General features: G+C 66.4%; 17 protein-coding genes. 6 read left to right on the plus strand and 11 right to left on the minus strand.

Going from position 1 to position 19,370, the window contains the following annotated elements:
* Nucleotides 1-37: 37 nt before the first annotated feature.
* Complete coding sequence (locus D580_RS16970; RefSeq protein ID WP_018953545.1) at nt 38-2,593, plus strand: circularly permuted type 2 ATP-grasp protein; 2,556 nt, start codon at nt 38-40, stop codon at nt 2,591-2,593.
* Nucleotides 2,594-2,600: 7 nt separating this feature from the next.
* Nucleotides 2,601-3,482, plus strand: a complete 882-nt coding sequence (locus tag D580_RS0106130) for a transglutaminase family protein (protein WP_018953546.1) — start codon at nt 2,601-2,603, stop codon at nt 3,480-3,482.
* Nucleotides 3,483-3,545: 63 nt separating this feature from the next.
* On the opposite strand, the gene D580_RS0106135 is transcribed toward D580_RS0106130, so the two are convergent.
* Nucleotides 3,546-4,346, minus strand: coding sequence for a proteasome-type protease (locus tag D580_RS0106135; protein WP_018953547.1), 801 nt, complete (start codon nt 4,344-4,346; stop codon nt 3,546-3,548).
* A 204-nt stretch (nt 4,347-4,550) separates the two neighbouring features.
* Here D580_RS0106135 and D580_RS0106140 point away from each other — a divergent pair, with 204 nt between their 5' ends.
* On the plus strand, nt 4,551-4,934 hold the full coding sequence (locus D580_RS0106140) for a DUF4382 domain-containing protein (protein WP_018953548.1): 384 nt from the start codon (nt 4,551-4,553) through the stop codon (nt 4,932-4,934).
* Nucleotides 4,894-5,121 (plus strand): hypothetical protein, encoded by a 228-nt coding sequence (locus tag D580_RS0106145; protein ID WP_018953549.1) that lies wholly within the window; start codon nt 4,894-4,896, stop codon nt 5,119-5,121. The genes D580_RS0106140 and D580_RS0106145 overlap by 41 nt, the downstream gene beginning before the upstream one ends.
* Before the next feature lie 181 nt (nt 5,122-5,302).
* On the opposite strand, the gene acs is transcribed toward D580_RS0106145, so the two are convergent.
* Nucleotides 5,303-7,246 (minus strand): acetate--CoA ligase, encoded by a 1,944-nt coding sequence (gene acs, locus D580_RS0106150; RefSeq protein ID WP_018953550.1) that lies wholly within the window; start codon nt 7,244-7,246, stop codon nt 5,303-5,305.
* A 255-nt stretch (nt 7,247-7,501) separates the two neighbouring features.
* On the opposite strand from acs, the gene D580_RS0106155 reads away from it, so the two are divergent.
* Nucleotides 7,502-8,215, plus strand: a complete 714-nt coding sequence (locus tag D580_RS0106155; RefSeq protein WP_018953551.1) for a hypothetical protein — start codon at nt 7,502-7,504, stop codon at nt 8,213-8,215.
* A gap of 92 nt (nt 8,216-8,307) precedes the next feature.
* Here the strand turns inward: D580_RS0106155 and D580_RS0106160 are convergent, their stop codons facing one another.
* From D580_RS0106160 to D580_RS0106185, 6 genes are all read right to left on the minus strand, one after another.
* Entirely contained in the window at nt 8,308-8,667 is a 360-nt protein-coding gene (locus tag D580_RS0106160) for a hypothetical protein (protein WP_018953552.1), read from the minus strand.
* Nucleotides 8,668-8,793: 126 nt separating this feature from the next.
* On the minus strand, nt 8,794-10,638 hold the full coding sequence (locus D580_RS0106165; protein ID WP_018953553.1) for a sodium:solute symporter family protein: 1,845 nt from the start codon (nt 10,636-10,638) through the stop codon (nt 8,794-8,796).
* Nucleotides 10,639-10,652: 14 nt separating this feature from the next.
* On the minus strand, nt 10,653-10,916 hold the full coding sequence (locus tag D580_RS0106170; protein ID WP_018953554.1) for a DUF4212 domain-containing protein: 264 nt from the start codon (nt 10,914-10,916) through the stop codon (nt 10,653-10,655).
* Nucleotides 10,917-11,073: 157 nt separating this feature from the next.
* Nucleotides 11,074-11,784, minus strand: coding sequence for a PolC-type DNA polymerase III (locus D580_RS0106175; RefSeq protein WP_018953555.1), 711 nt, complete (start codon nt 11,782-11,784; stop codon nt 11,074-11,076).
* On the minus strand, nt 11,781-13,718 hold the full coding sequence (locus D580_RS0106180; RefSeq protein ID WP_026289757.1) for a DUF294 nucleotidyltransferase-like domain-containing protein: 1,938 nt from the start codon (nt 13,716-13,718) through the stop codon (nt 11,781-11,783). The genes D580_RS0106175 and D580_RS0106180 overlap by 4 nt, the downstream gene beginning before the upstream one ends.
* A 227-nt stretch (nt 13,719-13,945) precedes the next feature.
* Complete coding sequence (locus D580_RS0106185; protein WP_018953557.1) at nt 13,946-14,350, minus strand: hypothetical protein; 405 nt, start codon at nt 14,348-14,350, stop codon at nt 13,946-13,948.
* 135 nt (nt 14,351-14,485) lie between these two features.
* On the opposite strand from D580_RS0106185, the gene D580_RS0106190 reads away from it, so the two are divergent.
* Complete coding sequence (locus D580_RS0106190; RefSeq protein WP_018953558.1) at nt 14,486-14,743, plus strand: hypothetical protein; 258 nt, start codon at nt 14,486-14,488, stop codon at nt 14,741-14,743.
* Nucleotides 14,744-14,769: 26 nt separating this feature from the next.
* Here D580_RS0106190 and D580_RS0106195 read toward each other — a convergent pair whose 3' ends face one another.
* From D580_RS0106195 to D580_RS16690, 3 genes are read right to left on the minus strand one after another with little or no spacing between them, the layout of a single operon-like run.
* Nucleotides 14,770-16,089 (minus strand): sigma-54-dependent transcriptional regulator, encoded by a 1,320-nt coding sequence (locus D580_RS0106195; RefSeq protein WP_018953559.1) that lies wholly within the window; start codon nt 16,087-16,089, stop codon nt 14,770-14,772.
* A gap of 32 nt (nt 16,090-16,121) precedes the next feature.
* Nucleotides 16,122-19,094 (minus strand): sensor histidine kinase, encoded by a 2,973-nt coding sequence (locus tag D580_RS0106200; RefSeq protein WP_018953560.1) that lies wholly within the window; start codon nt 19,092-19,094, stop codon nt 16,122-16,124.
* Nucleotides 19,084-19,245, minus strand: coding sequence for a hypothetical protein (locus D580_RS16690; RefSeq protein ID WP_018953561.1), 162 nt, complete (start codon nt 19,243-19,245; stop codon nt 19,084-19,086). The genes D580_RS0106200 and D580_RS16690 overlap by 11 nt, the downstream gene beginning before the upstream one ends.
* Between the last annotated feature and the right edge of the window lie 125 nt (nt 19,246-19,370).

Consider the following 19,370-nt stretch of genomic DNA (forward strand, 5'->3'; position numbering starts at 1 on the left):
TTTATCCTTGATCCTTGATCCTTCATCCTTGGATGCCATGTCCGCCAGCCCCGACGACAGCCAGTTGCTGCATGAGCGCTACGCGCCCCCCGGGGATGCGTACGACGAGCTGTGCCTGGCGCCGGGCACGCCCCGGCCCCACTGGGCGGGGGTGATGGAGTCCCTGGAGGCCCTGGGGCGCGACGGGCTGCTTGCCCGGGCCGCGGAGGCGCGGCGGCTGCTGCGGGACAACGGGGTCACCTACAACGTTTACTCCGACCCCCAGGGCATGGAACGGCCCTGGCCCCTGGACCCGTTGCCCATGCTCATGGACAGCGGCGAGTGGGCGGGCATCGAGACCGGCCTGATCCAGCGGGCGGAACTGCTCAACCTGGTGCTCCGGGATCTCTACGGTCCCCGCACCCTGATCCGCAAGGGCCTGCTGCCCCCCGAACTGGTGTTCGGCCAGCCGGGCTTCCTGCACGCCTGTGACAGCCTGCCCCTGCCGGAGCGGGCCCTGAGCCTCTATGCCTCGGACCTGGCCCGAGGTCCCGACGGCCAGCTCTGGGTGCTGGGGGACCGCACCCAGGTGCCCTCGGGGGCGGGCTACGCCCTGGAGAACCGGGTGGTGCTGTCCCGGGTGTTCCCGAGCCTGTACCGGGATGCGGGCGTGCACCGGCTCACGGGCTTCTTCCAGGCCCTGCGCGCCCGCCTGGCGGCGCTCTCGCCCCGGCGCGACGTGGAGCCCCGGGTGGTGCTGCTGTCCCCGGGGCCGCTCAACGAGACCTGGTTCGAGCACGTCTACCTGGCCGGCTACCTGGGCTACACCCTGGTGCAGGGCCAGGACCTGGTGGTCTCCGGGGGACGGGTCTGGCTGCGTTCCCTGGGCGGCCTGGAGCCGGTGGACGTGATCCTGCGCCGGGTGGACGATGCCTTCTGCGATCCCCTGGCCCTGAACCAGGACTCCCGGCTCGGGGTGGCCGGCCTGCTGGAGGCGGTGCGCCGGGGCCGGGTGGCGGTGGCCAATCCCCTGGGCTCGGGCCTGCTGGAATCCCCGGCCCTGGCCGCCTTCCTGCCCGCCATCGCGCGCCATTTCCTGGGACAGGAACCCCTGCTTCCCGGCGTGCCCACCTGGTGGTGCGGCGAGCGGCAGGGCAGGGCGCACGTGCTGGCCAACCTGGACCACCTGGTGGTGCGCTCCGTAGACCGCTCCGAGGCGGCTGGCCGGCCGGTGTTCGCGGCCTTGCTGTCCCGGGCCGAACGGGATGCCCTCAGGGCGCGCATCCAGGCCAGGCCTGAGCGTTACGTGGGCCAGGGCCAGGTCAGCCTCTCCACCGTGCCCGTGCTGGCGGAGGACGGCGGCCTGGAGGCCCGTCACGGAGCGGTGCGCGCCTTCCTGTGCGCCCGGGAGGACGATTACGTGGTCATGCCCGGGGGGCTCACCCGGGTGGCGGGCCGGGCCGGGGACATGGTGGTCTCCAACCAGGAAGGGGGGCTCAGCAAGGACACCTGGGTGCTGGCCTCGGAGCCGGAACCCGTGGCCGGCCCGGTGCTCTCCGAGGGCCTGGCCGAGGGCTCGGTGCTGGGCATGCAGGCCTCCCTGCCCAGCCGCGTGGCGGAGAACCTGTTCTGGCTGGGCCGCTATGCGGAGCGCGCCGAGGCCACCCTGCGCCTGCTGCGGGTGGCCCTCAAACGCCGTCGCCTGGCCCAGGAACTGCCCGCGCCCCACGAGGACGCGGCCCTGCACACCCTGCTGAGGGCACTGACCCACCTGACCACCTGCTATCCCGGTTTCGTGGGGCCGGGCGCGCCCGATCGCCTGGCCGCCCCCGAGGCAGAACTCTGCGCCCTGATCACCGATGCCCAGCGTCCAGGCAGCCTGCACTTCACCCTGAACGCCCTGTTCCAGTCCGCCTACGCCCTGCGCGACCGGGTCTCCGGGGACAGCTGGCGGGTGCTTGCGGCCCTGCGCGACCAGACCCGCGGCCTGAATTGCCCGGCCAGCAGGGACCCGGAGCATCTGCGCGAACCCATGGACGAGGTGGTGACCCGGCTGTTGGCCCTGGCGGGTCTGGCCCAGGAGAGCACCCTGCGCCAGACCGGGTGGCTGTTCCTGGATGCCGGCCGGCGCCTGGAACGCGCCCTGCTGCTGTCGAACCTGCTGCGCGCCACCCTGGTGGCCCGCCACGAGTCGGTGGCCGAGGGACTGCTGCTGGAGGCGGTGCTGGCCTGGGGCGAGAGTCTCGCGGCCTATCGTACCGGCCACCGGGCGCCGCCGGAGCCTTCGCGGGTCCTGGACCTGCTCTTGCTGGAGCCTGCCAATCCGCGCTCCCTGCTGTTCCAGCTGGAGCACCTGGAGCAACATGTGCGGGCCCTGCCGGATCAGCCGGGCAGCGGCCGGCTGTCCGCTGCGGCACGCCCCCTGGTGGAGGCGCTCAGCGCCCTGCGCCTGGCCGAGTCTCCCACCCTGGCCCGGGTGCACGGGGACAGCGGCCTGCGCACGGATCTGGACCAGTTGCTGAGCCGTCAGGCCTATCTGCTGAGCCAGGCGTCCGAGGCCCTGGTGGCCCAGTACTTCGCCTTTGCCCACAGCCAGCATCCGCTGCAGTCCTGAGTTGGCGATGAGATACCGCATCCGCCATGTGACCGAATACAACTACCCGGAGACGGTGAGCCTGTGCCACAACGAGGCCCGGCTCAATCCGCGCTCCACCACCCGGCAGCGCTGCGTGCAGGCCTCGGTGAGCTGCGAACCGGGTGCCGCCTATCGCAGCGAGCGGGAGGATTTCTTCGGCAACCGGGTGAGTTTTCTCACCATCGAGCAGCCCCATACCCTGCTGCGGGTGGTGGCGGAGAGCCTGGTCGAGGTGCTGCCCGAGATCGGGCAGCTGGATCTCGGGCGCGACACGCCCTGGGACGAGGCCCGGCAGCGGCTGGACACGGAGCTCAGCGAGGCGATGCTGGAGGCGCGTCCCTACCGGCTGGAATCGCCGCGTATCCCCACCCTGGAGGTCCTGGCGGACTACGCCCGGCCCTCGTTTGGGCCTGGTCGGCCCCTGAGCGAGGCGGTGACGGACCTGATGGCCCGCATCCACGGGGATTTCGAGTACGACCCCGGCTTCACCACGGTCAGCACCCCGCTTGAGACCGTGCTGGAACACCGCAAGGGGGTCTGTCAGGACTTCGCCCACCTGGCCATCGGCTGCCTGCGCGCCATGGGCCTGGCCGCCCGCTACGTGAGCGGCTATCTGGAGACCCGGCCGCCGCCGGGGCAGGAGAAGCTGCAGGGGGCGGACGCCTCCCACGCCTGGTTCTCGGTGTTCGACCCGGAGCGGGGCTGGCTGGATTTCGATCCCACCAACAACCTGGTGCCCATGGATCGCCACATCACCCTGGCCTGGGGTCGGGACTACACCGACGTGGCGCCGCTCAAGGGGGTGCTGTACGGGGGCGGGGAGAGCCACGGCTTGAGCGTGGCGGTGGACGTGACTGCTGAAAGCTGATTGAAGTGGGAAGTGTGAATTGGGAGGTACGAAGTGAAATTCGTACTTCCCAATTCCCACTTCCTACTTTTTCTTTTTCACCGTCTTCTTCTTTTTCGCGCTCACCTGGGTGCCGCGGCGCTTGCGGCCCTGGGCCGCCTCCCAGTCGAAGCGGGGCAGTTCCCGGAAGGCCTTCTTGATGTTCTCGTCCCAGGCCCGCTTGAGGGTCAGCAGGTAGTCGTCGTCGGCTTCCAGGCACAGGTAATGATCGAAGGCCAGCTTGTCCTTCTCGTAGATCAGCACCTCGATGGGCGGACCCACGGTGACGTTGGAGCGCATGGTGGAATCGATGGACACCAGGGCACAGCGGGTGGCGTCGCCGAGGGGGGTGGAGGGCTCGATGATGCGGTCCAGGATGGGCTTGCCGTACTTGCTCTCGCCGATCTGCAGGAAGGGCGTGTGGGACGAGGTGGTGATGAAGTTGCCCTGGGGGTAGATCATGAAGATCTCCGGGGGCTCGCCCTCGATCTGCCCGCCCAGGATGAAGGTCGCATCCGGGGTGAAGCCCGCCTTGGACAGGGCATCGGTGTGCTTTTCCTGTTCCTGGCGGTTGAGCCGGCCCACGTAGGCGGCTGCCTCGGCCATGTGGGTCACGGTGTACAGGCTCTCCTCGGCGCCGTCCTCCATGTCCCGCCGCATCTGGTTGAGCACTGCCTGGGTGGTGGCCAGATTGCCCGCCGCCAGCAGCACGAACACCCGCTCTCCCTCCACGTCGAAGGTGTGCATCTTGCTGTAGGTGCTCACCTGGTCCGCGCCGGCATTGGTGCGTGAGTCGGAGGCAAAGATCAGCCCCTCGTCCAGGGCGATGGCGACGCAGTAGGTCATGTGAGCGGGTCGGGGGAAAGGTGGAATGGTGAGTTGGAAATGGTAGGCGGGACGGGGGCGGCGGGTCAATGAAAGGGAGATACAAGATACAAGATGCAAGAGACAAGAGGGGGGGGCACGAGGAACGTGATGGTGGTCAGGGCTGAGGGCAGGGTTCTCGACTATGTTACGTGATGACAATCCATCTGAACTGCGAGGTGTCGCATGACATCGATCCTACCCAAATCCGCGCTCCTGGCCGCTTCGGCCCTGCTTCTGACCGCCTGCCTGGGCGGCGGTGGGGGGACCTCCGGCGGCATGGGGCAGCTGACCCTGTCGGTGACCGATGCGCCGGTGGCCTCCGCCGAGAAGGTGGTGGTGAGTTTCACCGGGGTTGCCGTGAAGCCCGAGTCCGGTGCTGCGATAGAGTTTCTGTTTGAGGAACCCCGGGAGATCGACCTCCTGGCACTGACCGGCTCCCTGCACGAGGTGTTGCTGGACGGTGAAACCGTGCCGGCCGGGCGCTATGAGTGGATCCGCCTCTACGGGTCCCGAGGACCGGACACCCGTGACCACCACCGTGGTGAGCATCGCGACGGAAGGGGATGAGGCCGGTTATGGCTTCTACGAGGTGGGTTTCCTGCCATCGGGGTATTACCTGCCGGCATTTACCTGCGATGCGGATCAGGATGATCCGGAGGAATATGACAACGAGACGGAGATCCTGGTGCGTCTGCTTGAAGGTGAGGTGGTAGAGGTGATCGCGGGCCAGACCACGGTCTATGACTTCGAATAGATGCTGCCGGCTGAGGTGGTTCGCGGCGGGGTCGCCGCGCCTACGGTTACTGTAGGAGGCCCGAGCCCGGGCCGAACCAGCCGTTCCGCCTCATTATCGATAAAGGACCACAAAAAAGCCCCGGGCTGAACCCGGGGCTTTTCCTTGTCTCTAGCAACTTGCCTCTTGTCTCTGCGCCTTCCTACTTGTTAAGGCGATTCTCGATCAGGTTGTCCACCACGCTGGGATCGGCCAGGGTCGAGGTATCACCCAGGTTGTCCAGTTCGTTGGCGGCGATCTTGCGCAGGATGCGGCGCATGATCTTGCCGGAACGGGTCTTGGGCAGGCCCGGGGCGAACTGCAGCAGGTTGATCTTGGCGATGGGCCCGATCTCCTCGCGCACCAGGTTGACCAGTTCCTTCTTCAGCTCCTCGCTGCCCTGCTCGCCGGCCATCAGCGTCACGTAGGCGTAGATGCCCTGGCCGGTGATCTCGTGGGGATAGCCCACCACGGCGGCCTCGGCCACCTTGGGATGCAGCACCAGGGCGGACTCGATCTCGGCGGTGCCCAGGCGGTGGCCGGAGACATTGAGGACGTCGTCCACGCGGCCGGTGATCCAGTAATAGCCTTCCTCGTCCCGGCGCGCGCCGTCGCCGGAGAAGTAATAGCCGGGATAGAGCTTGAAGTAGGTCTCGATGAAACGAGGGTGATCGCCGTAGACCGTGCGCATCATGCCAGGCCAGGGGTGCTTGATGCACAGGTTGCCGGTGGCGGGATTGCCGGTGACCTCCTTGCCCTGGTCATCCAGCAGCACCGGCTGCACGCCGAAGAAGGGATGGGTGGCGGATCCGGCCTTGAGCTTGGTGGCGCCGGGCAGGGGGGTAATCATGTGGCCGCCGGTCTCGGTCTGCCACCAGGTGTCCACGATGGGGCAGCGCTCGTCGCCCACCACCCGGTAGTACCACTCCCAGGCCTCTGGGTTGATGGGCTCGCCCACCGTGCCCAGAAGGCGCAGAGATTTGCGACTATGCTTCTTGACGAAGTCGTCACCCGCGCCCATGAGCATGCGGATGGCGGTGGGCGCGGTGTAGAAGATGGCGACCTTGTGCTTGTCGCACACCTGCCAGAAACGGCCGGTGTCGGGGTAGGTGGGGATGCCCTCGAACATCAGCGAGCGCGCGCCGTTGGCCAGCGGGCCGTAGACGATATAGGTGTGGCCGGTGACCCAGCCCACGTCGGCGGTGCACCAGTAGACCTCGCCGTCCTTGTAGTCGAAGACCAGCTTGTGGGTCATGGCCGCCTGCAGCAGGTAGCCGCCGGTGGTGTGCAACACGCCCTTGGGTTTGCCGGTGGAGCCGGAGGTGTAGAGGATGAACAACGGGTCCTCGGCGTCCATCTCCTCCGGCGGGCACTCGGGGGCGGCCTCCTTCATGGCCTCGTGGTACCAGACGTCACGTCCGTCGTGCCAGTTCACCTGCTCGCCGCCGCGCTTGACCACGATGCAGGTGTGCACGTTGGGGCACTGGGCAATGGCCTTGTCGGCGTTGGCCTTGAGCGGCACCTTCTTGCCGCCGCGCAGGCTCTGGTCGGAGGTGATCACCACCTGGCAGTCGGAGTCCTGGATGCGGTCGCGCAGGGCATCGGGGGAGAAACCGCCGAACACCACCGAGTGGATGGCGCCGATGCGGGTGCAGGCCAGCATGGCCACGGCGGCCTCGGGGATCATGGGCATGTAGATGGAGACCCGGTCGCCCTTCTTCACGCCGCGCGACTTGAGCACATTGGCGAAGCGGCTGACCTCGGCGTGCAGCTCCCGGTAGGTGAGGGTGCGGTCCTCGTTGGGATCATCACCCTCCCAGATGATGGCGGGCTGATCGCCGCGGGTCTCCAGATGGCGGTCCAGGCAGTTGTAGGAGACGTTGAGCTTGGCGCCCTCGAACCAGCGGATGTGCACATCATCGGTGAAGGACCAGTCCAGCACCTTGTCCCACTTCTTGTACCAGGTGACGTATTTGTCGGCCTGCTCTGACCAGAAACCCTCCGGGTCGGCCACGGAGCGCTGGTACATCTCCTGGTACTGCTGGGCGTTGACGTGGGCCTGTGCGGCGAACGCCTCGGGGATCTCGTGGACTTTGACTTCAGACATGGGCCTCTCTCCTCGTGTTATGCAGGGCTTGCGGGAAAGCTCGGTTCACCGGTCTTGTTATGGGGTGCGTCAGCCCGGGGGCTGGCGCCAAGGATACATACATATGAATTAGTCTAGGATAACACGCCGGCTGCCGACTGCGGACCGGTTTGGCGCGTGTTTCTTGACCTCGGGCAGGGTTTGCCGCTACGGTCGCTGAGTAACGCCGCCCCGGGGCGAGCCCGCCAAATTCAGAGCCGCGAACCAGCATCGATCATGACTACCCGAACCCCCACACAGTCCTCGCTTCTCGGCCGCGTCACCGGTCTCTGGCAGGTCCTGCACGAATACCTCTTCGCCGGGGCCCGGCGCAGCAAGGCGCCCATCGTCGACCCGGCCGGGTTGCGCCATTTCGTGCAGACCCGCTCAAGCTACATCGCCCAGACCTCCCTGTATGGCTATCTGCGCACCCGCGCCGGGATGCGCTATCCGGAGCTGTTCGATGACGATCCCTTCGTGGTGTCCATCAACATCGCCAAGTGGCACATGTTCCTGGCCTGCCTCTCGGACCTGTCGGTGTATACGGGCGGGATGCTGCGCCTGAAGGCACCGGGTTCGTCCGTGGACGTGGGGCGCTTCATGGAGGAACTGGTGCAGTCCATCCTGGACGAGACGGGCGTGCCGGAGGATGCCGGCGAGGAATACCCCGCCCATGCCGAGCGGGTCATGGCACGGGTGCGTGCCAGTGTCTGGCGTGACGTGACCGACGACGAGTCGGTATTCGTGGAGAGCCCCGAGGGACTGGTGAAGTATGCGCCCATCGTCGAGGAACTGAAGGCGCTCGATGATGAGATCGTGCGCAACTCGGTGCGCTTCCACTGGCAGGAGATTCGGCGGGATATGCGAGAGCTGCTGAACGCCCAGGCGGTGCTCGCCCAGGTCGAGAACGCCCCGTCAGGTCCCGGCGCGCCCACCTCCATGCTGCCCTGAAGCCCGTCAACCGGACCCTCAGGTCCGCCAGCCAATCCCTCGTACTTCCCTGATGCCGCAGCCGTGCCCGTCTGCGTGCGTCCTGCGTGTGCTCAGTGCAGGAACTGGCTGAACAGATAGTAGATGCCGCGGGCGATCTCGCCTTCCAGCGGGAAAGACAGCATGCCCATGACCGAATAGCCCAGCAGCCAGGGCATCAGGTAGAAACGGATCATGAAGAAGAACCAGGCCACGTACAGCGGCACCATGATCGGGATCAGAAAGCCGGGTGTGATGGGCCTGAACAGCCGCAGCAGCGGGTCCGTGACCCGGATGAAGAAGCGGCTGAAGAAGAATTTGCTGTCCTCGGGCAGGAACAGACGCATGCCGGAACGGCCGATCAGGGTCCACATGACCATGCCGAGGATGTAGTCGAGGATGACTGCCCAGAGGGGAATTTGATCAATCAACATGAGTAATAGTCGTATCCGGTTTCCCGGCAGGGATGGTACCCCACGGGGTGTTCAGAAAAAAGCCGGGGCGAGTCGCCTCGCCCCGGCCCTCATACACTGACCACGAGGGTCAGTATTCCTGCCGGATTAGTGCTTGGCGGGGATGATGGTCTCACCCCGCGGGATACGCACTTCATCCACCATGGCCTGGGTCTCCTTGTCAGGCGCAGGCGTGAGCAGGGTCACCACGACCATGGCGATCAGGCTCGCGGTGATGCCGACGATGCCGAAGCGCAGGTCGTTGAGACCCAGCCACGGGGCGGAGATGCCGTACCAGGCATCGGGGTTACGCACCGCGATGAGGTACCACCAGCCCACGAACAGACCCACCAGCATACCTGCCAGCGCGCCCTGCCGGTTGGCCCGTTTCCACCACACGCCAAGCACGAGCGGGAAGAACAGGCCCGACATGGCGAAGCAGAATGCCCAGGCCACCGCGCCGAGGATGCCGGTGAGCTGCATACTCGCCACCAGCGCACCACCGGCACCGATCACGATCAGCAGCACACGGGCGGTGAGCAGGCGCTTCCTGGTCTCGGCCTTCGGGTCGATGATCTTGTAGTACAGATCGTGGGACAGGGCGTTGGCCATGGCCAGCAGCAGACCGTCGGCGGTGGACATGGCGGCAGCCATACCACCCGCGGCTACCAGACCCGAGATCACGTAAGGCAGGCCGGCCATTTCAGGCGTGGCCAGCACGATGATGTCGGGGTTCAGGTAGAACTCGTTGATCTGCAGGATGCCGTCGCCGTTACTGTCGACGATGGCCAGCAGGCCGATGGCGCTCCACTTCTGGATCCAGTCCAGGGCCAGCACCTGTTCGATGGGCTGACCGATGATGGCCGTGGGCAGGTTGGGGTCGATCATCTGCAGTTTGCTGAACGTGGCCAGAGCAGGGGCCGAGAAGTACAGCAGGAAGATGAAGAACAGCGACCAGGCCACGGAGTTACGAGCCGCACGCACGGAAGGCGTGGTGAAGTAGCGCATGAGGATGTGCGGCAGGGAAGCCGTACCAATCATCATACAGGCCACCAGGGTCACGAACTGCCAGGCAGCCATGGCACCTTCACGCGGCGTGGCATGCAGCTGGGTCAGCGTCGAGAGGCCACGTATCGACTCCTGGGCGGTCAGGGTACCCACACCGATCACCGGCTCCAGTTCCATGATGCGTTCCACAGCCGGGCCGTACATCAGCTGCGGCAGCGGGCCGAAGCCCTGGGCCATGGACATCCAGAAGATCGGGATCAGGTAGGCGATGATCAGCACGATGTACTGGGCCACCTGGGTCCAGGTCACCGCGCGCATGCCACCCAGCATGGAGCACACCAGGATACCGGCCAGACCGAACCACACACCCACGGCGAACGGGATCTGCAGGGCGCGGGCGGCGATGGTGCCGGTCGCGGTGATCTGCGCGGTCACGTAGGTGAAGGAGGCCACCACCAGCACCAGGATCGCCGCGAAGCGGGTCAGCTTGCCGCCGTAGCGGGTACCGATGAAGTCCGGCACCGTGTAGCAGCCGAACTTGCGCAGGTACGGCGCCATCAGCGTGGCCACCAGGATGTAGCCACCGGTCCAGCCCACCACGAAGGCCATGTAGCCATGGCCACCCATGAAGATGCCGCCGGCCATGGCCACGAAGGACGCACCGGACATCCAGTCCGCCGCAGTGGCCATGCCGTTGAACACCGGGGGCACGCTGCGTCCGGCTACGTAGTAGGCCTCCACTGCCATGGTTCTCGACAGGATGCCGATGAACGCATAGATGCCGATGGTGAACGCCACGAACAGGATGCCGATGGTGTCGGCGCCCATGCCCAGCTGTTCAAAAAAGGCCATCAGGAAAAAGAATGCGAGGAATCCGCCGGTGTACACACCGTAGATCTTCGGCAGGTTCTCGACGAAGGTTTTACCTTCCCATTGCATACCCATGTGAGCGCTCTCCCTTATTCGTCTTCAGCAACGCCGAACTCGAGGTCGATGGCGTGCTGCTGACGGTTGAAGAAAAAGAGCTGGATCACGAAGACTGCCAGCGCCCCCTGTGCTGCCATGTAATAGCCCAACGGCCAGCCGAACAGGCTGAAGTTGTTCAGCGGTGCGGCGAACCAGTGGACCACAAAGGAGAAGATGAACCAGATGACCAGGTGTACGACCATCAGGTTGCGGGTCTTCCGCCAATGCGCCTCTCTTTGTGCCAAGTCGAGTGTCATTGTGTGACTCCTTCCTGTGCGAGTGTTTATGAATCAAACGTCTTGTTATGTGCCAACGTGTTCCGTGTTGTGATGATCAGACGTCCTCCTGAATGTGGGTGTGCTTGTTGTGGCTGTTTCCTCCCTTTTTGTTTGAATTTCAATAAAGCCTTGAATCCTAGTGGCGCATCAGGTGCAGCTTTGCCTGGGTCTGTGCCAGGTCGTCCAGGGCCCTGAGTTCGGTGTGGTTCTGGCGCCGTGCCTCGGCCAGTGCCAAGAGCAGCAGTTCTGCCGTCACCAGGGCGTCTGCCGAGGCCCGGTGGCGCACCGGGCAGGGGATGGCGAAATGGCCGAGCCAGTCGTCCAGGCCCTTGAGGCCTGCGGTGCCGTCGCTGTAGAGGGCGGGCAGCAGCATGGCCAGATCCAGGAACGGGTTGCGCAGTTTCACGCCCAGCTGTTTGCGCAGGGTACGGCCCAGGATGATGCGGTCGAAGTCCGCATGAAAGGCTACCAGCCAGGACTTGCCGATGTGTTCCAGCACGCTGGCGAGGGCCTCGTGGACATCCACGCCGGCGGCGGATTCCGTGGGCGAGATGCCGTGCACCACCAGGTTGTCCTTGTCGATGCGGGTCACCTCGCGGCGCAGGACGATCTCGTCCAGGCCGCCCAGTTCAATCCCATGGGGCCCCACCGGCACCAGACCCACGGACAGCAGTTCGCTGCGGCTGAGGTCAAGGCCGGTGGTCTCCACGTCGATGACCACGAAGCGGGCCTCGTCCAGGCTGGTGCGGGCCGAGGGTTCCGGCAGGGCGCGCCAGCGGGCGAGGCGGTCCTCGATGCCCGGGTCGAGGCGGGGTCGGCTGCCGAACAGTGTGCTCAGGAAACTCATAGCTGGTAGTCCAGGGTGATGCGCGATTGCAGCTTGCGCGCCTGGCGGAAGGCCTCCTTGAGGATGCGCCGGTCCAGTTCGCTCAGGGTGTCCGGGTTGACCCGGTTGCTGGGCGTTTCACCCGCGGCCTGCTGGCGCCGGTGCTGGCGCATGCGCAGCAACTGGATGTAGCTGAAGGCCTGAATCCAGGACTGGGCCTCGCCCTGGGTGATGTGCTGGCTGCGGGCCAGAGCATTGAGGCGCTCCAGGGTGGAGGTCTCCTCGATGCGATGGGCCAGCGCCAGGATACGCGCGCCGTCCACGAAGGGGGTCAGGCCCTGGAGCTTGAGATCGAGGGTGTTGGGGTGCTTGGCGTCGTCGGAGACCACGAAATCGCGCACCAGGCCCAGGGGCGGGCGGTTGAGCAGGGCATTGCGCGCCATGAGGTGCAGGAAGCGGGAATTGCCCGCCATCTTGCTGGTCAGCCAGTGGCGCAGGGCCTCCACCGGGCGGCTGTCGCCCTCGATGGTGCGGAAGTCGAAGAAGATGCTCGCCTTGAGCAGGTGCTCCGGGTTGCCGCCCTCCACCCAGCGGGAGAAGCGTTCGCGCCACTCCGTCGTGCTCAGGCAGCATTCCGGATTGCTGGCCATGATGTTGCCGGGGCACAGGGGATAGCCGCACTGGTCCAGGGCCTCGTTGATGCGCCGGGCGATGGGCAGCAGGGCCTGGCGGATGTCCTCGGCGGACTTGCCCTCGGGGACCTCGAAGATGATGCCGTTGTCCTGATCGGTCTTGAGGGTCTGTTCCTGGCGCCCCTCGCTGCCGAAGGCCATCCAGGTGAAGGGCACCGGCGGGGGCGGGAACTCCCGGGTGCAGATGTCGATGATGCGGCGGGTGATGTGGTCGTTGAGCAGGGTGATGATCTGGGTGATCTGCGCCACCTGGGCGCCCTGGGCGATCATCTGGGTGATCAGCTGCTGGATGTCGCCCCCCAGGGCGGCCAGAGCTGGGATGTCGTCGGCGTGGGCAATGGCGCGGCTCAGATTCACCAGGCCCACCCGCTGCAGGGAGAACAGGTCACGCTCCGAGATCACCCCCTTGAGGCGGCCGCGCTCCACCACGCACACGTGGTGGAAGCCGTGGTTGGCCATGAGCATGGCGGCCTCGAAGGCGAAGGCCGAGGGTGGCAGGGTGATGGGCTCCGGGCTCATCACCTCACCCATGGGTTCGTCCATGCCGCGGCCCGGCAGGGCCACCCGGGACAACAGGTCGTGCAGGGTGAACACGCCCAGCGGGTGCATGTGCTCGTCCACGATCACGATGCTGCCCACGTTCTCCCGCTCCATGGTCTCCAGGGCCTCGCGGATGGGCGTGGTGGGCAGGCAGGACACCGGTTCACGGCGCAGGCGCTCGCCGAGGGTGATGTTCAGGGAGGTGTCACCGCCGGGGCCGGTGGTGGCGGCGCTGGCCTGCACCTGGCGATGTACCTGGTCCAGCAGGCTCGCCAGGCGGCGGGTGCAGAAGTCGTTGAATTCCGGGGAGAGCTTGTTGAGCTGCAGGAAGTCTTCGCGCTCCAGCTCGAAACAGAAGGTGTCCTCGGCGGCCCGGTGCACGGTGCGCACCGGGCGGCGGGAGAGCAGGGCGCCGATGGGGAAGCATTCCCCGGGCACCAGTTCCCAGGCGTTGCCGGAGATCTGTTCGTCCTCGCTGGGGGTCTCCCCCCGCACCCGGCCCTGCTTGATGATGTAGAAGCGAGAGGCGGGACCGCCCTTGGGGTCGGTGATCTTCTCGCCCCGGGCGTAAAAGGTGAGCTTGAGCCGCTTGGCCAGGAATTCCAGGTGCTCCGACTCCATCTGGTCGAAGGGCGCATGGCGACGCAGGAACTCGAGCACCGGCAGCAGGACGCCCGCCTGGCGATCGTGTGCTTCTGCGTGGTTGTGGCTCGGCTCGCTCATGGCAGGACCTGGGTGGAATTCCATAGCAAAATGCAGGTTCCATGCCGGGCGAGTGTTTCCCTGTAAATCAGCAGCTTGGCCCTCCGTGATGGGCTGCAGGTGTTACCTGGGGTAACAAATTGTTACTGAAGGTAACGGGCGGGACGCAATTCAAAATTCAAGATTCAAAACTGTCACGGCGGGCATTCCCTTTGAATTTTGAATCTGCCCCTTTGAATCGCCTTGAATCAGTGCCTCGGCACCGGCTGGATGATGGCCTCGTCCAGGTGCCAGTGGCGCGCGATGTCCCGGGCGCGGGTCTTGTCTTCCTCGTGGACAAAGACCTGCAGCCGGGCATGGTGTTTCTCCGCCCAGGCGGCCAGCCCCTGCCAGCGGCGACCGCAGGCCTCCTCGCCCAGATCCGTCTCCGGTTCCACCACGCCGAGCAGGGTGCCCTGTTCGGGATGAAAGGCGCGCAGATCGGGGGTGATATGGATGTTGAGCACCGGCACGGTCACCGGCTCCGGTTGTGGATGTCCGGGCAATTCGTGGGCCTCGAACTGCTCGAAGCCCTGCCGGCGCAGCAGGTTCAGGGAGGCCTCCAGCAGGGTTTCCCGTTCTCGTTCGATGGCGTCAGGCAGCATCGTGGTCATGGCGACATTTCCTCATGACAGGATCTGGACTGAGTGTAGTTGACGGCGGGTGGGTCGGTGGCGACATCCGGCTGTCATGAACGGGGTTTAGCTTACCCAGTGGGTCATTCCATCAAGCTGCCCCGGGGGATTGCAATGCACGTCAAGGCCCATCTCATCAGCCGTGGTCCGGTCAACGAACAGCAGCAACTGCAATTGCGCGGTGTCGTGGAGGGTTTGAGCAGCCAGCCGGATCATGTGCTCGTTTACGAGCATGAAGGCAAGGAAGGCGGTTTGATCGCCGAGTTCGGTGTGGTGGACGAACCCCAGGCGCTCCTCCTGGAGCGCCTCAGTCGTGCCCTGTTCACGGCCATTTCCGGTGTGGAAGACGTGGTGATTGCGTTCCACGAGTGACCAGTGCTTTTCTTGCCACTAGCCACTTACCCCGCCTTGCGGGGTATCCCCATGCGCGTCCTGCGCTCCCACAGGGCCTTGCGGCTGATGCCCAGGCGCTTGGCCAGCTCGGTCTCGGTCATGTGGCCCTGGTTGTCCAGCACGAACTGGCGGAAGTAGTCGTCGAGGCTCAACTCGGCGCCAGCGCCGGCCTGCTCCTGGCCGGACAGGGCCAGGTGCTGGGCCGTGATGTCCTGGCCGTCGGCCAGGATCACGGCCCGTTCGATGGCATTTTCCAGTTCGCGCACGTTGCCGGGCCAGTGGTGGCGTGTCAGCGCCGAGAGGGCCTCGTCGGTAATCTCCGGCGGGCTGCGACGCAGGCGCTGGCAGGCCTTGTCGAGCAGGAAGCGGGCCAGGACGGGGATGTCCTCGCGCCGGTCCCGCAGCGGCGGCAGGGTGATCTCCATGACCTTGAGCCGGTAGTAGAGGTCATCCCGGAAGCGCCCGTCGCGCACCATCTGCTCCAGGTCCCGGTGGGTGGCGGCCACCAGGCGCACGTCCACCCGGCGGTTGTCGGTGGCGCCCACCCGGCGGATCTCGCCGTCCTGCAGCACGCGCAGCAGCCGGGACTGGGCGGCGGGGGTCAGTTCGCCGATCTCGTCCAGGAACAGGGTGCCGCCGTCGGCGGCCTCCACCAGGCCCCGGTGGGTGCGGGCGGCGCCGGTGAAGGCGCCTTTTTCGTGGCCGAACAGTTCCGACTCCACCAGGCCCTCGGGGATGGTGGCGCAGTTGACCGCGATGATCGGTGCCCGGGCCCGGGGGCTCTTGTCGTGCAGGGCCCGGGCCACCAGCTCCTTGCCGGTGCCGGACTCGCCGCGGATCAGCACCGTGGTGTCCGTGGGGGCCACCTTTTCCACGGTGGCGCACACGGCGCGCATGGCCGGGGAGTGGCCCACCATGCCCTTGACCGGGTAGACCGCCTCCAGGTCCTCGCGCAGCCGGGCGTTTTCCTGTTCCAGGCGGCGCTGCTTGAGGATGCGGTCCACGCACAGCAGCATCTCGTCGTGGTCGAAGGGCTTGGCGATGTAGTCCACCGCGCCCTGCTTCATGGCTTCCACGGCGGAGCGCACGCTGGCGTAGCTGGTCATGATCAGCACCGGGGTGTCCGGGCAGGCCTCCACCATGGCGGTGCCCTCGCCGTCGGGCAGGCGCAGATCGCTGATCACCAGGTCGACCCCGTCCTGGCAGGCGGCGCGAGCCTCGCCCAGGGTGGCGCTGGCGCTGACCTGGTAGCCCTCCCGCTCCAGGAGCCGGTGCAGGGCGCGGCGGATGACCTCTTCATCCTCGACGATGTGTATGCGTTTCATGGCCTTTCAATGGGTTCGTGTATGGGTATGTGTCAGCCGCTGGCGCGCAGCCTGGGCGTCGTGCCCGGTGCAGTGCTCAGGGGCAGGCGAAGGGTGAAGCAGGCGCCGCCCTGGGGCAGGTTGTCCACGTACACGGCGCCGCCGTGGTCCTGGATGATGCTGTAGACCACGGACAGGCCGAGCCCGGTGCCCTCGCCCGGCGGCTTGGTGGTGAAGAAGGGTTCGAAGACCCGGTCGAGCAGGGACTCGGGGATGCCGGTCCCTTCGTCCTCCACCAGGATCTCGGCGAAGCCTGCCGCGGTCTCGCCCTGGATGCGGATGCGGTCGCCGGGGCCCGAGGCCTGCATGGCGTTGTTGATCAGGTTGACGAACACCTGCAGCAGCTTCTGGTGGCTGCCGCGCACGGTGATGCCCGGGGGCAGGCGGTTTTCGAACAGGTGCTTCCGGGCGGTGTCGCTCAGCTGCACCAGCTGCATGGCCTCGTCCACGCAGATCTTGATGTCCACCGCGCCCATGGCGGTGCTGGGCACCTCGCCGGTGTGGCTGAAGGTGATCAGGCTCTGCACGATGTTGTTGATGCGCCGGGTCTGCTCGAGGATCTGCTGGGCGCTCAGTTCGCGTTCCGACTCGTCGGGCTCGTAGTGCAGGTTCTGGGCGAGGGAGGCAATGCCGGTGAGCGGATTGCCGATCTCGTGGGCCACCCCGGCGGCCAGCCGGCCGATGGAGGCCAGGCGGTTGTTGTGGGCCACCTCGCTCTCCAGGGTGTGCAGTTCGGTGAGGTCCTCCACCAGGATCACGGTGCCGCCCACCACGGCGCCGGGGTTCAGGGCCCCCGGGGCCTCGATCTCCGACTTGTGCAGGTTGATCCAGCGGCTGCGGCCCTGGAGGTTGATCTGCAGCTTGTAGAGGTGCTTGTCGTCGCCCTGCAGGAAGCCGCGCAGGATGCCGTGCCAGGGGTCGCCCAGCAGGCGCAGTTCCTGGCCCACGGCGTCGCGGCTGGGGATGCCCGAGATCAGTCCCATGGCGCTGTTCCAGATGATGATCTCACCGCCCGGGGTCAGGGAGCAGACCCCCAGGGGCAATTCGTGCAGCACCTGGCGGTGGTAGCGGCGCAGGGTGTCCAGCTCCGCCGCCAGGCCCTGCAGGCGCACGTTGGAGTGCTCCAGCTGCTCCTCCACGTAACGCAGGCTCTCGGCCAGGGCCATCTGGGTGTGGGGGTCCACCCGCAGGCGGTGGTCCACGATCATGCGCGACAGCAGCGGGCCCATGAGGCCGGAGAGGTTGCGCTCCAGGCGTTCACGCAGGCGGCGCAGTTCACCGGGGTGGGTCTCGTCGGATTTCAGCCCCAGGTCCGCCAGGGCGCGGCTCACCTCCAGGGCGGCGGTCTGCGGACCCACGGTCTGGGCCAGCTGTTCCTCGAAATGCTGCACGCTGCGCACCTCCAGCTGTCCCCGGGGCGGTTCCATCTGCTCGCGGCGGCAGGCGAGCGCCGCCTCGGTCTCCTCGGGGCTGGGCCGGGTGAGCAGGGAGCCGGCCACGAACAGCACCGCATTCACCGCCAGGGACCAGAAGGTGGCGAAGGCCCAGTGGTTCTGTTCCGTGGCGCGGAACCAGGCCTGCAGTTCCAGCTGGCCGGGCATGAGTCCCGACTGCTGCAGCAGGGGCACGATCAGGGCCAGCGCCCAGACGGTGATGCCGCCGGCGAGCCCGGCGATGAAGCCCCAGCGGGTGGCCCGGGGCCAGAACAGCAGGCCCATGAGGCCGGGCAGGAACTGGGCCACGGCGACGAAGGAAATGAGGCCGATCTGGGCCAGGCTCTGGTGAAATTCCATCAGCCGGTAAAACACGTAGCCCAGGGCGATGATCAGCACGATCAGGATGCGACGACCCCACAGCAGCCAGGTGTAGAGGTTGCGGCGGGGCAGGGCCTGGTTCTGGTAGCGGGCCGGCAGGATCAGGTGATTCAGGCACATGGCCGCCAGGGCCAGCGTCGTGACGATCATCATGGCGCTGGCGGCGGAGACGCCGCCGATGAAGGTGAACACCGCCCAGCCGTAGCCGTGCTCCACCGACAGGCCCAGCACGTAGTAGTCGGGCACCGTGGCCACCTGGGCCTGTTGCCCTGCCCAGAGGATCAGGGGGATGGGCAGGTTGAGCAGCAGCAGGAACAAGGGGAAGGCCCAGGCCGCCACGCGCAGGGCCCTCGGCTCCATGTTCTCCACGAAGATCATGTGGAACTGGCGCGGCAGCAGGAAGGCGGCGGCGAAGGCCAGCAGCATGAAGGTCATCCACGGCCCCTCGCGCACCGGGGCGTACAGGGCCTCGATGGCCTCCGGGTGTTCCAGGAGCCATTCCCCCAGGGCCGCGGGGCCGCCGAAGATGCCGAACAGGGCGAACACGCCCACCATGAGCAGGGCGATGAGCTTGACCGCCGACTCGAAGGCGATGGCCATTACCAGGCCTTCGTGCTTCTCCCGGGGGGTGATGTGCCGTGCCCCGAACAGGATGGCGAACAGGCTCAGCGTGGCGCAGAAGCCCAGCGCCAGCAGGTGGGGCGGGGCCTCCTGGGTGAGCACCGCCACGGATTCGGTCACCGCCTTGATCTGCAGGGCGATGTAGGGCAACACGCCGGCGAGCATGAACAGGGTCACCAGCACGCCGGTGAACTGGTGCCGGTAGCGGAAGGCGAACAGGTCCGCGAGCGAAGTGAGCTGGTAGTCCCGCACCAGGCGCAGGATCGGCGCCAGCAGCACCGGGGCCAGGGCGAAGGCCAGGGTCACCCCCAGGTAGATGGTGAGGAAGTTGTAGCCCTGTTCGCCGGCGAAGCCGACGCTGCCGTAGAAGCTCCAGGAGGTGGCGTAAACCCCCAGGGACAGGGCGTAGACCAGGGGATGGCGCACCAGGGCGTCGGGGAACCAGCCCTTCTCGGTGGCGTGGGCGATGAAGAACAGCAGGGCCAGGTAGGCCACGCCCACGGCATAGAGGATGCCCAGTTCAGCGTTCATGCCGATGGGTCACCAGGGCGATGAGCCCGATCAGCAGGGCCCAGAGGCCATAGGGCAGCAGCCAGTGGCTCCCCGGGGAGGCCCACCAGGCCACTAGGGGCGAGGCGAACAGCAGCAGGCCGAACAGGAACAGCAGCAGGGTCTTGTCCATGGCGGGCCTGGGGAGGGGGGGGGGGTTACGGAATGAAAAAAACGGGGGTGAGAAGTGAGAAGTGAGAAGTGAGAAGTGAGAAGTGAGAAGTGAGAAGTGAGAAGTGAGAGGTGAGAGGTGAGAGG

The sequence above is a fragment of the Thioalkalivibrio sulfidiphilus genome (assembly GCF_000377945.1).
GTDB classification, from domain to species: Bacteria; Pseudomonadota; Gammaproteobacteria; order Ectothiorhodospirales; family Ectothiorhodospiraceae; genus Thioalkalivibrio_A; species Thioalkalivibrio_A sulfidiphilus_A.

Coding starts and splice junctions, on each gene's coding strand:
- D580_RS16970 (WP_018953545.1), top strand. CDS start 38: ATGTCCGCCAGCCCCGACGACAGCCAGTTGCTGCATGAGCGCTACGCG.
- D580_RS0106130 (WP_018953546.1), top strand. CDS start 2,601: ATGAGATACCGCATCCGCCATGTGACCGAATACAACTACCCGGAGACG.
- D580_RS0106135 (WP_018953547.1), bottom strand. CDS start 4,346: ATGACCTACTGCGTCGCCATCGCCCTGGACGAGGGGCTGATCTTTGCC.
- D580_RS0106140 (WP_018953548.1), top strand. CDS start 4,551: ATGACATCGATCCTACCCAAATCCGCGCTCCTGGCCGCTTCGGCCCTG.
- acs (WP_018953550.1), bottom strand. CDS start 7,246: ATGTCTGAAGTCAAAGTCCACGAGATCCCCGAGGCGTTCGCCGCACAG.
- D580_RS0106155 (WP_018953551.1), top strand. CDS start 7,502: ATGACTACCCGAACCCCCACACAGTCCTCGCTTCTCGGCCGCGTCACC.
- D580_RS0106160 (WP_018953552.1), bottom strand. CDS start 8,667: ATGTTGATTGATCAAATTCCCCTCTGGGCAGTCATCCTCGACTACATC.
- D580_RS0106165 (WP_018953553.1), bottom strand. CDS start 10,638: ATGGGTATGCAATGGGAAGGTAAAACCTTCGTCGAGAACCTGCCGAAG.
- D580_RS0106170 (WP_018953554.1), bottom strand. CDS start 10,916: ATGACACTCGACTTGGCACAAAGAGAGGCGCATTGGCGGAAGACCCGC.
- D580_RS0106175 (WP_018953555.1), bottom strand. CDS start 11,784: ATGAGTTTCCTGAGCACACTGTTCGGCAGCCGACCCCGCCTCGACCCG.
- D580_RS0106180 (WP_026289757.1), bottom strand. CDS start 13,718: ATGAGCGAGCCGAGCCACAACCACGCAGAAGCACACGATCGCCAGGCG.
- D580_RS0106185 (WP_018953557.1), bottom strand. CDS start 14,350: ATGACCACGATGCTGCCTGACGCCATCGAACGAGAACGGGAAACCCTG.
- D580_RS0106190 (WP_018953558.1), top strand. CDS start 14,486: ATGCACGTCAAGGCCCATCTCATCAGCCGTGGTCCGGTCAACGAACAG.
- D580_RS0106195 (WP_018953559.1), bottom strand. CDS start 16,089: ATGAAACGCATACACATCGTCGAGGATGAAGAGGTCATCCGCCGCGCC.
- D580_RS0106200 (WP_018953560.1), bottom strand. CDS start 19,094: ATGAACGCTGAACTGGGCATCCTCTATGCCGTGGGCGTGGCCTACCTG.
- D580_RS16690 (WP_018953561.1), bottom strand. CDS start 19,245: ATGGACAAGACCCTGCTGCTGTTCCTGTTCGGCCTGCTGCTGTTCGCC.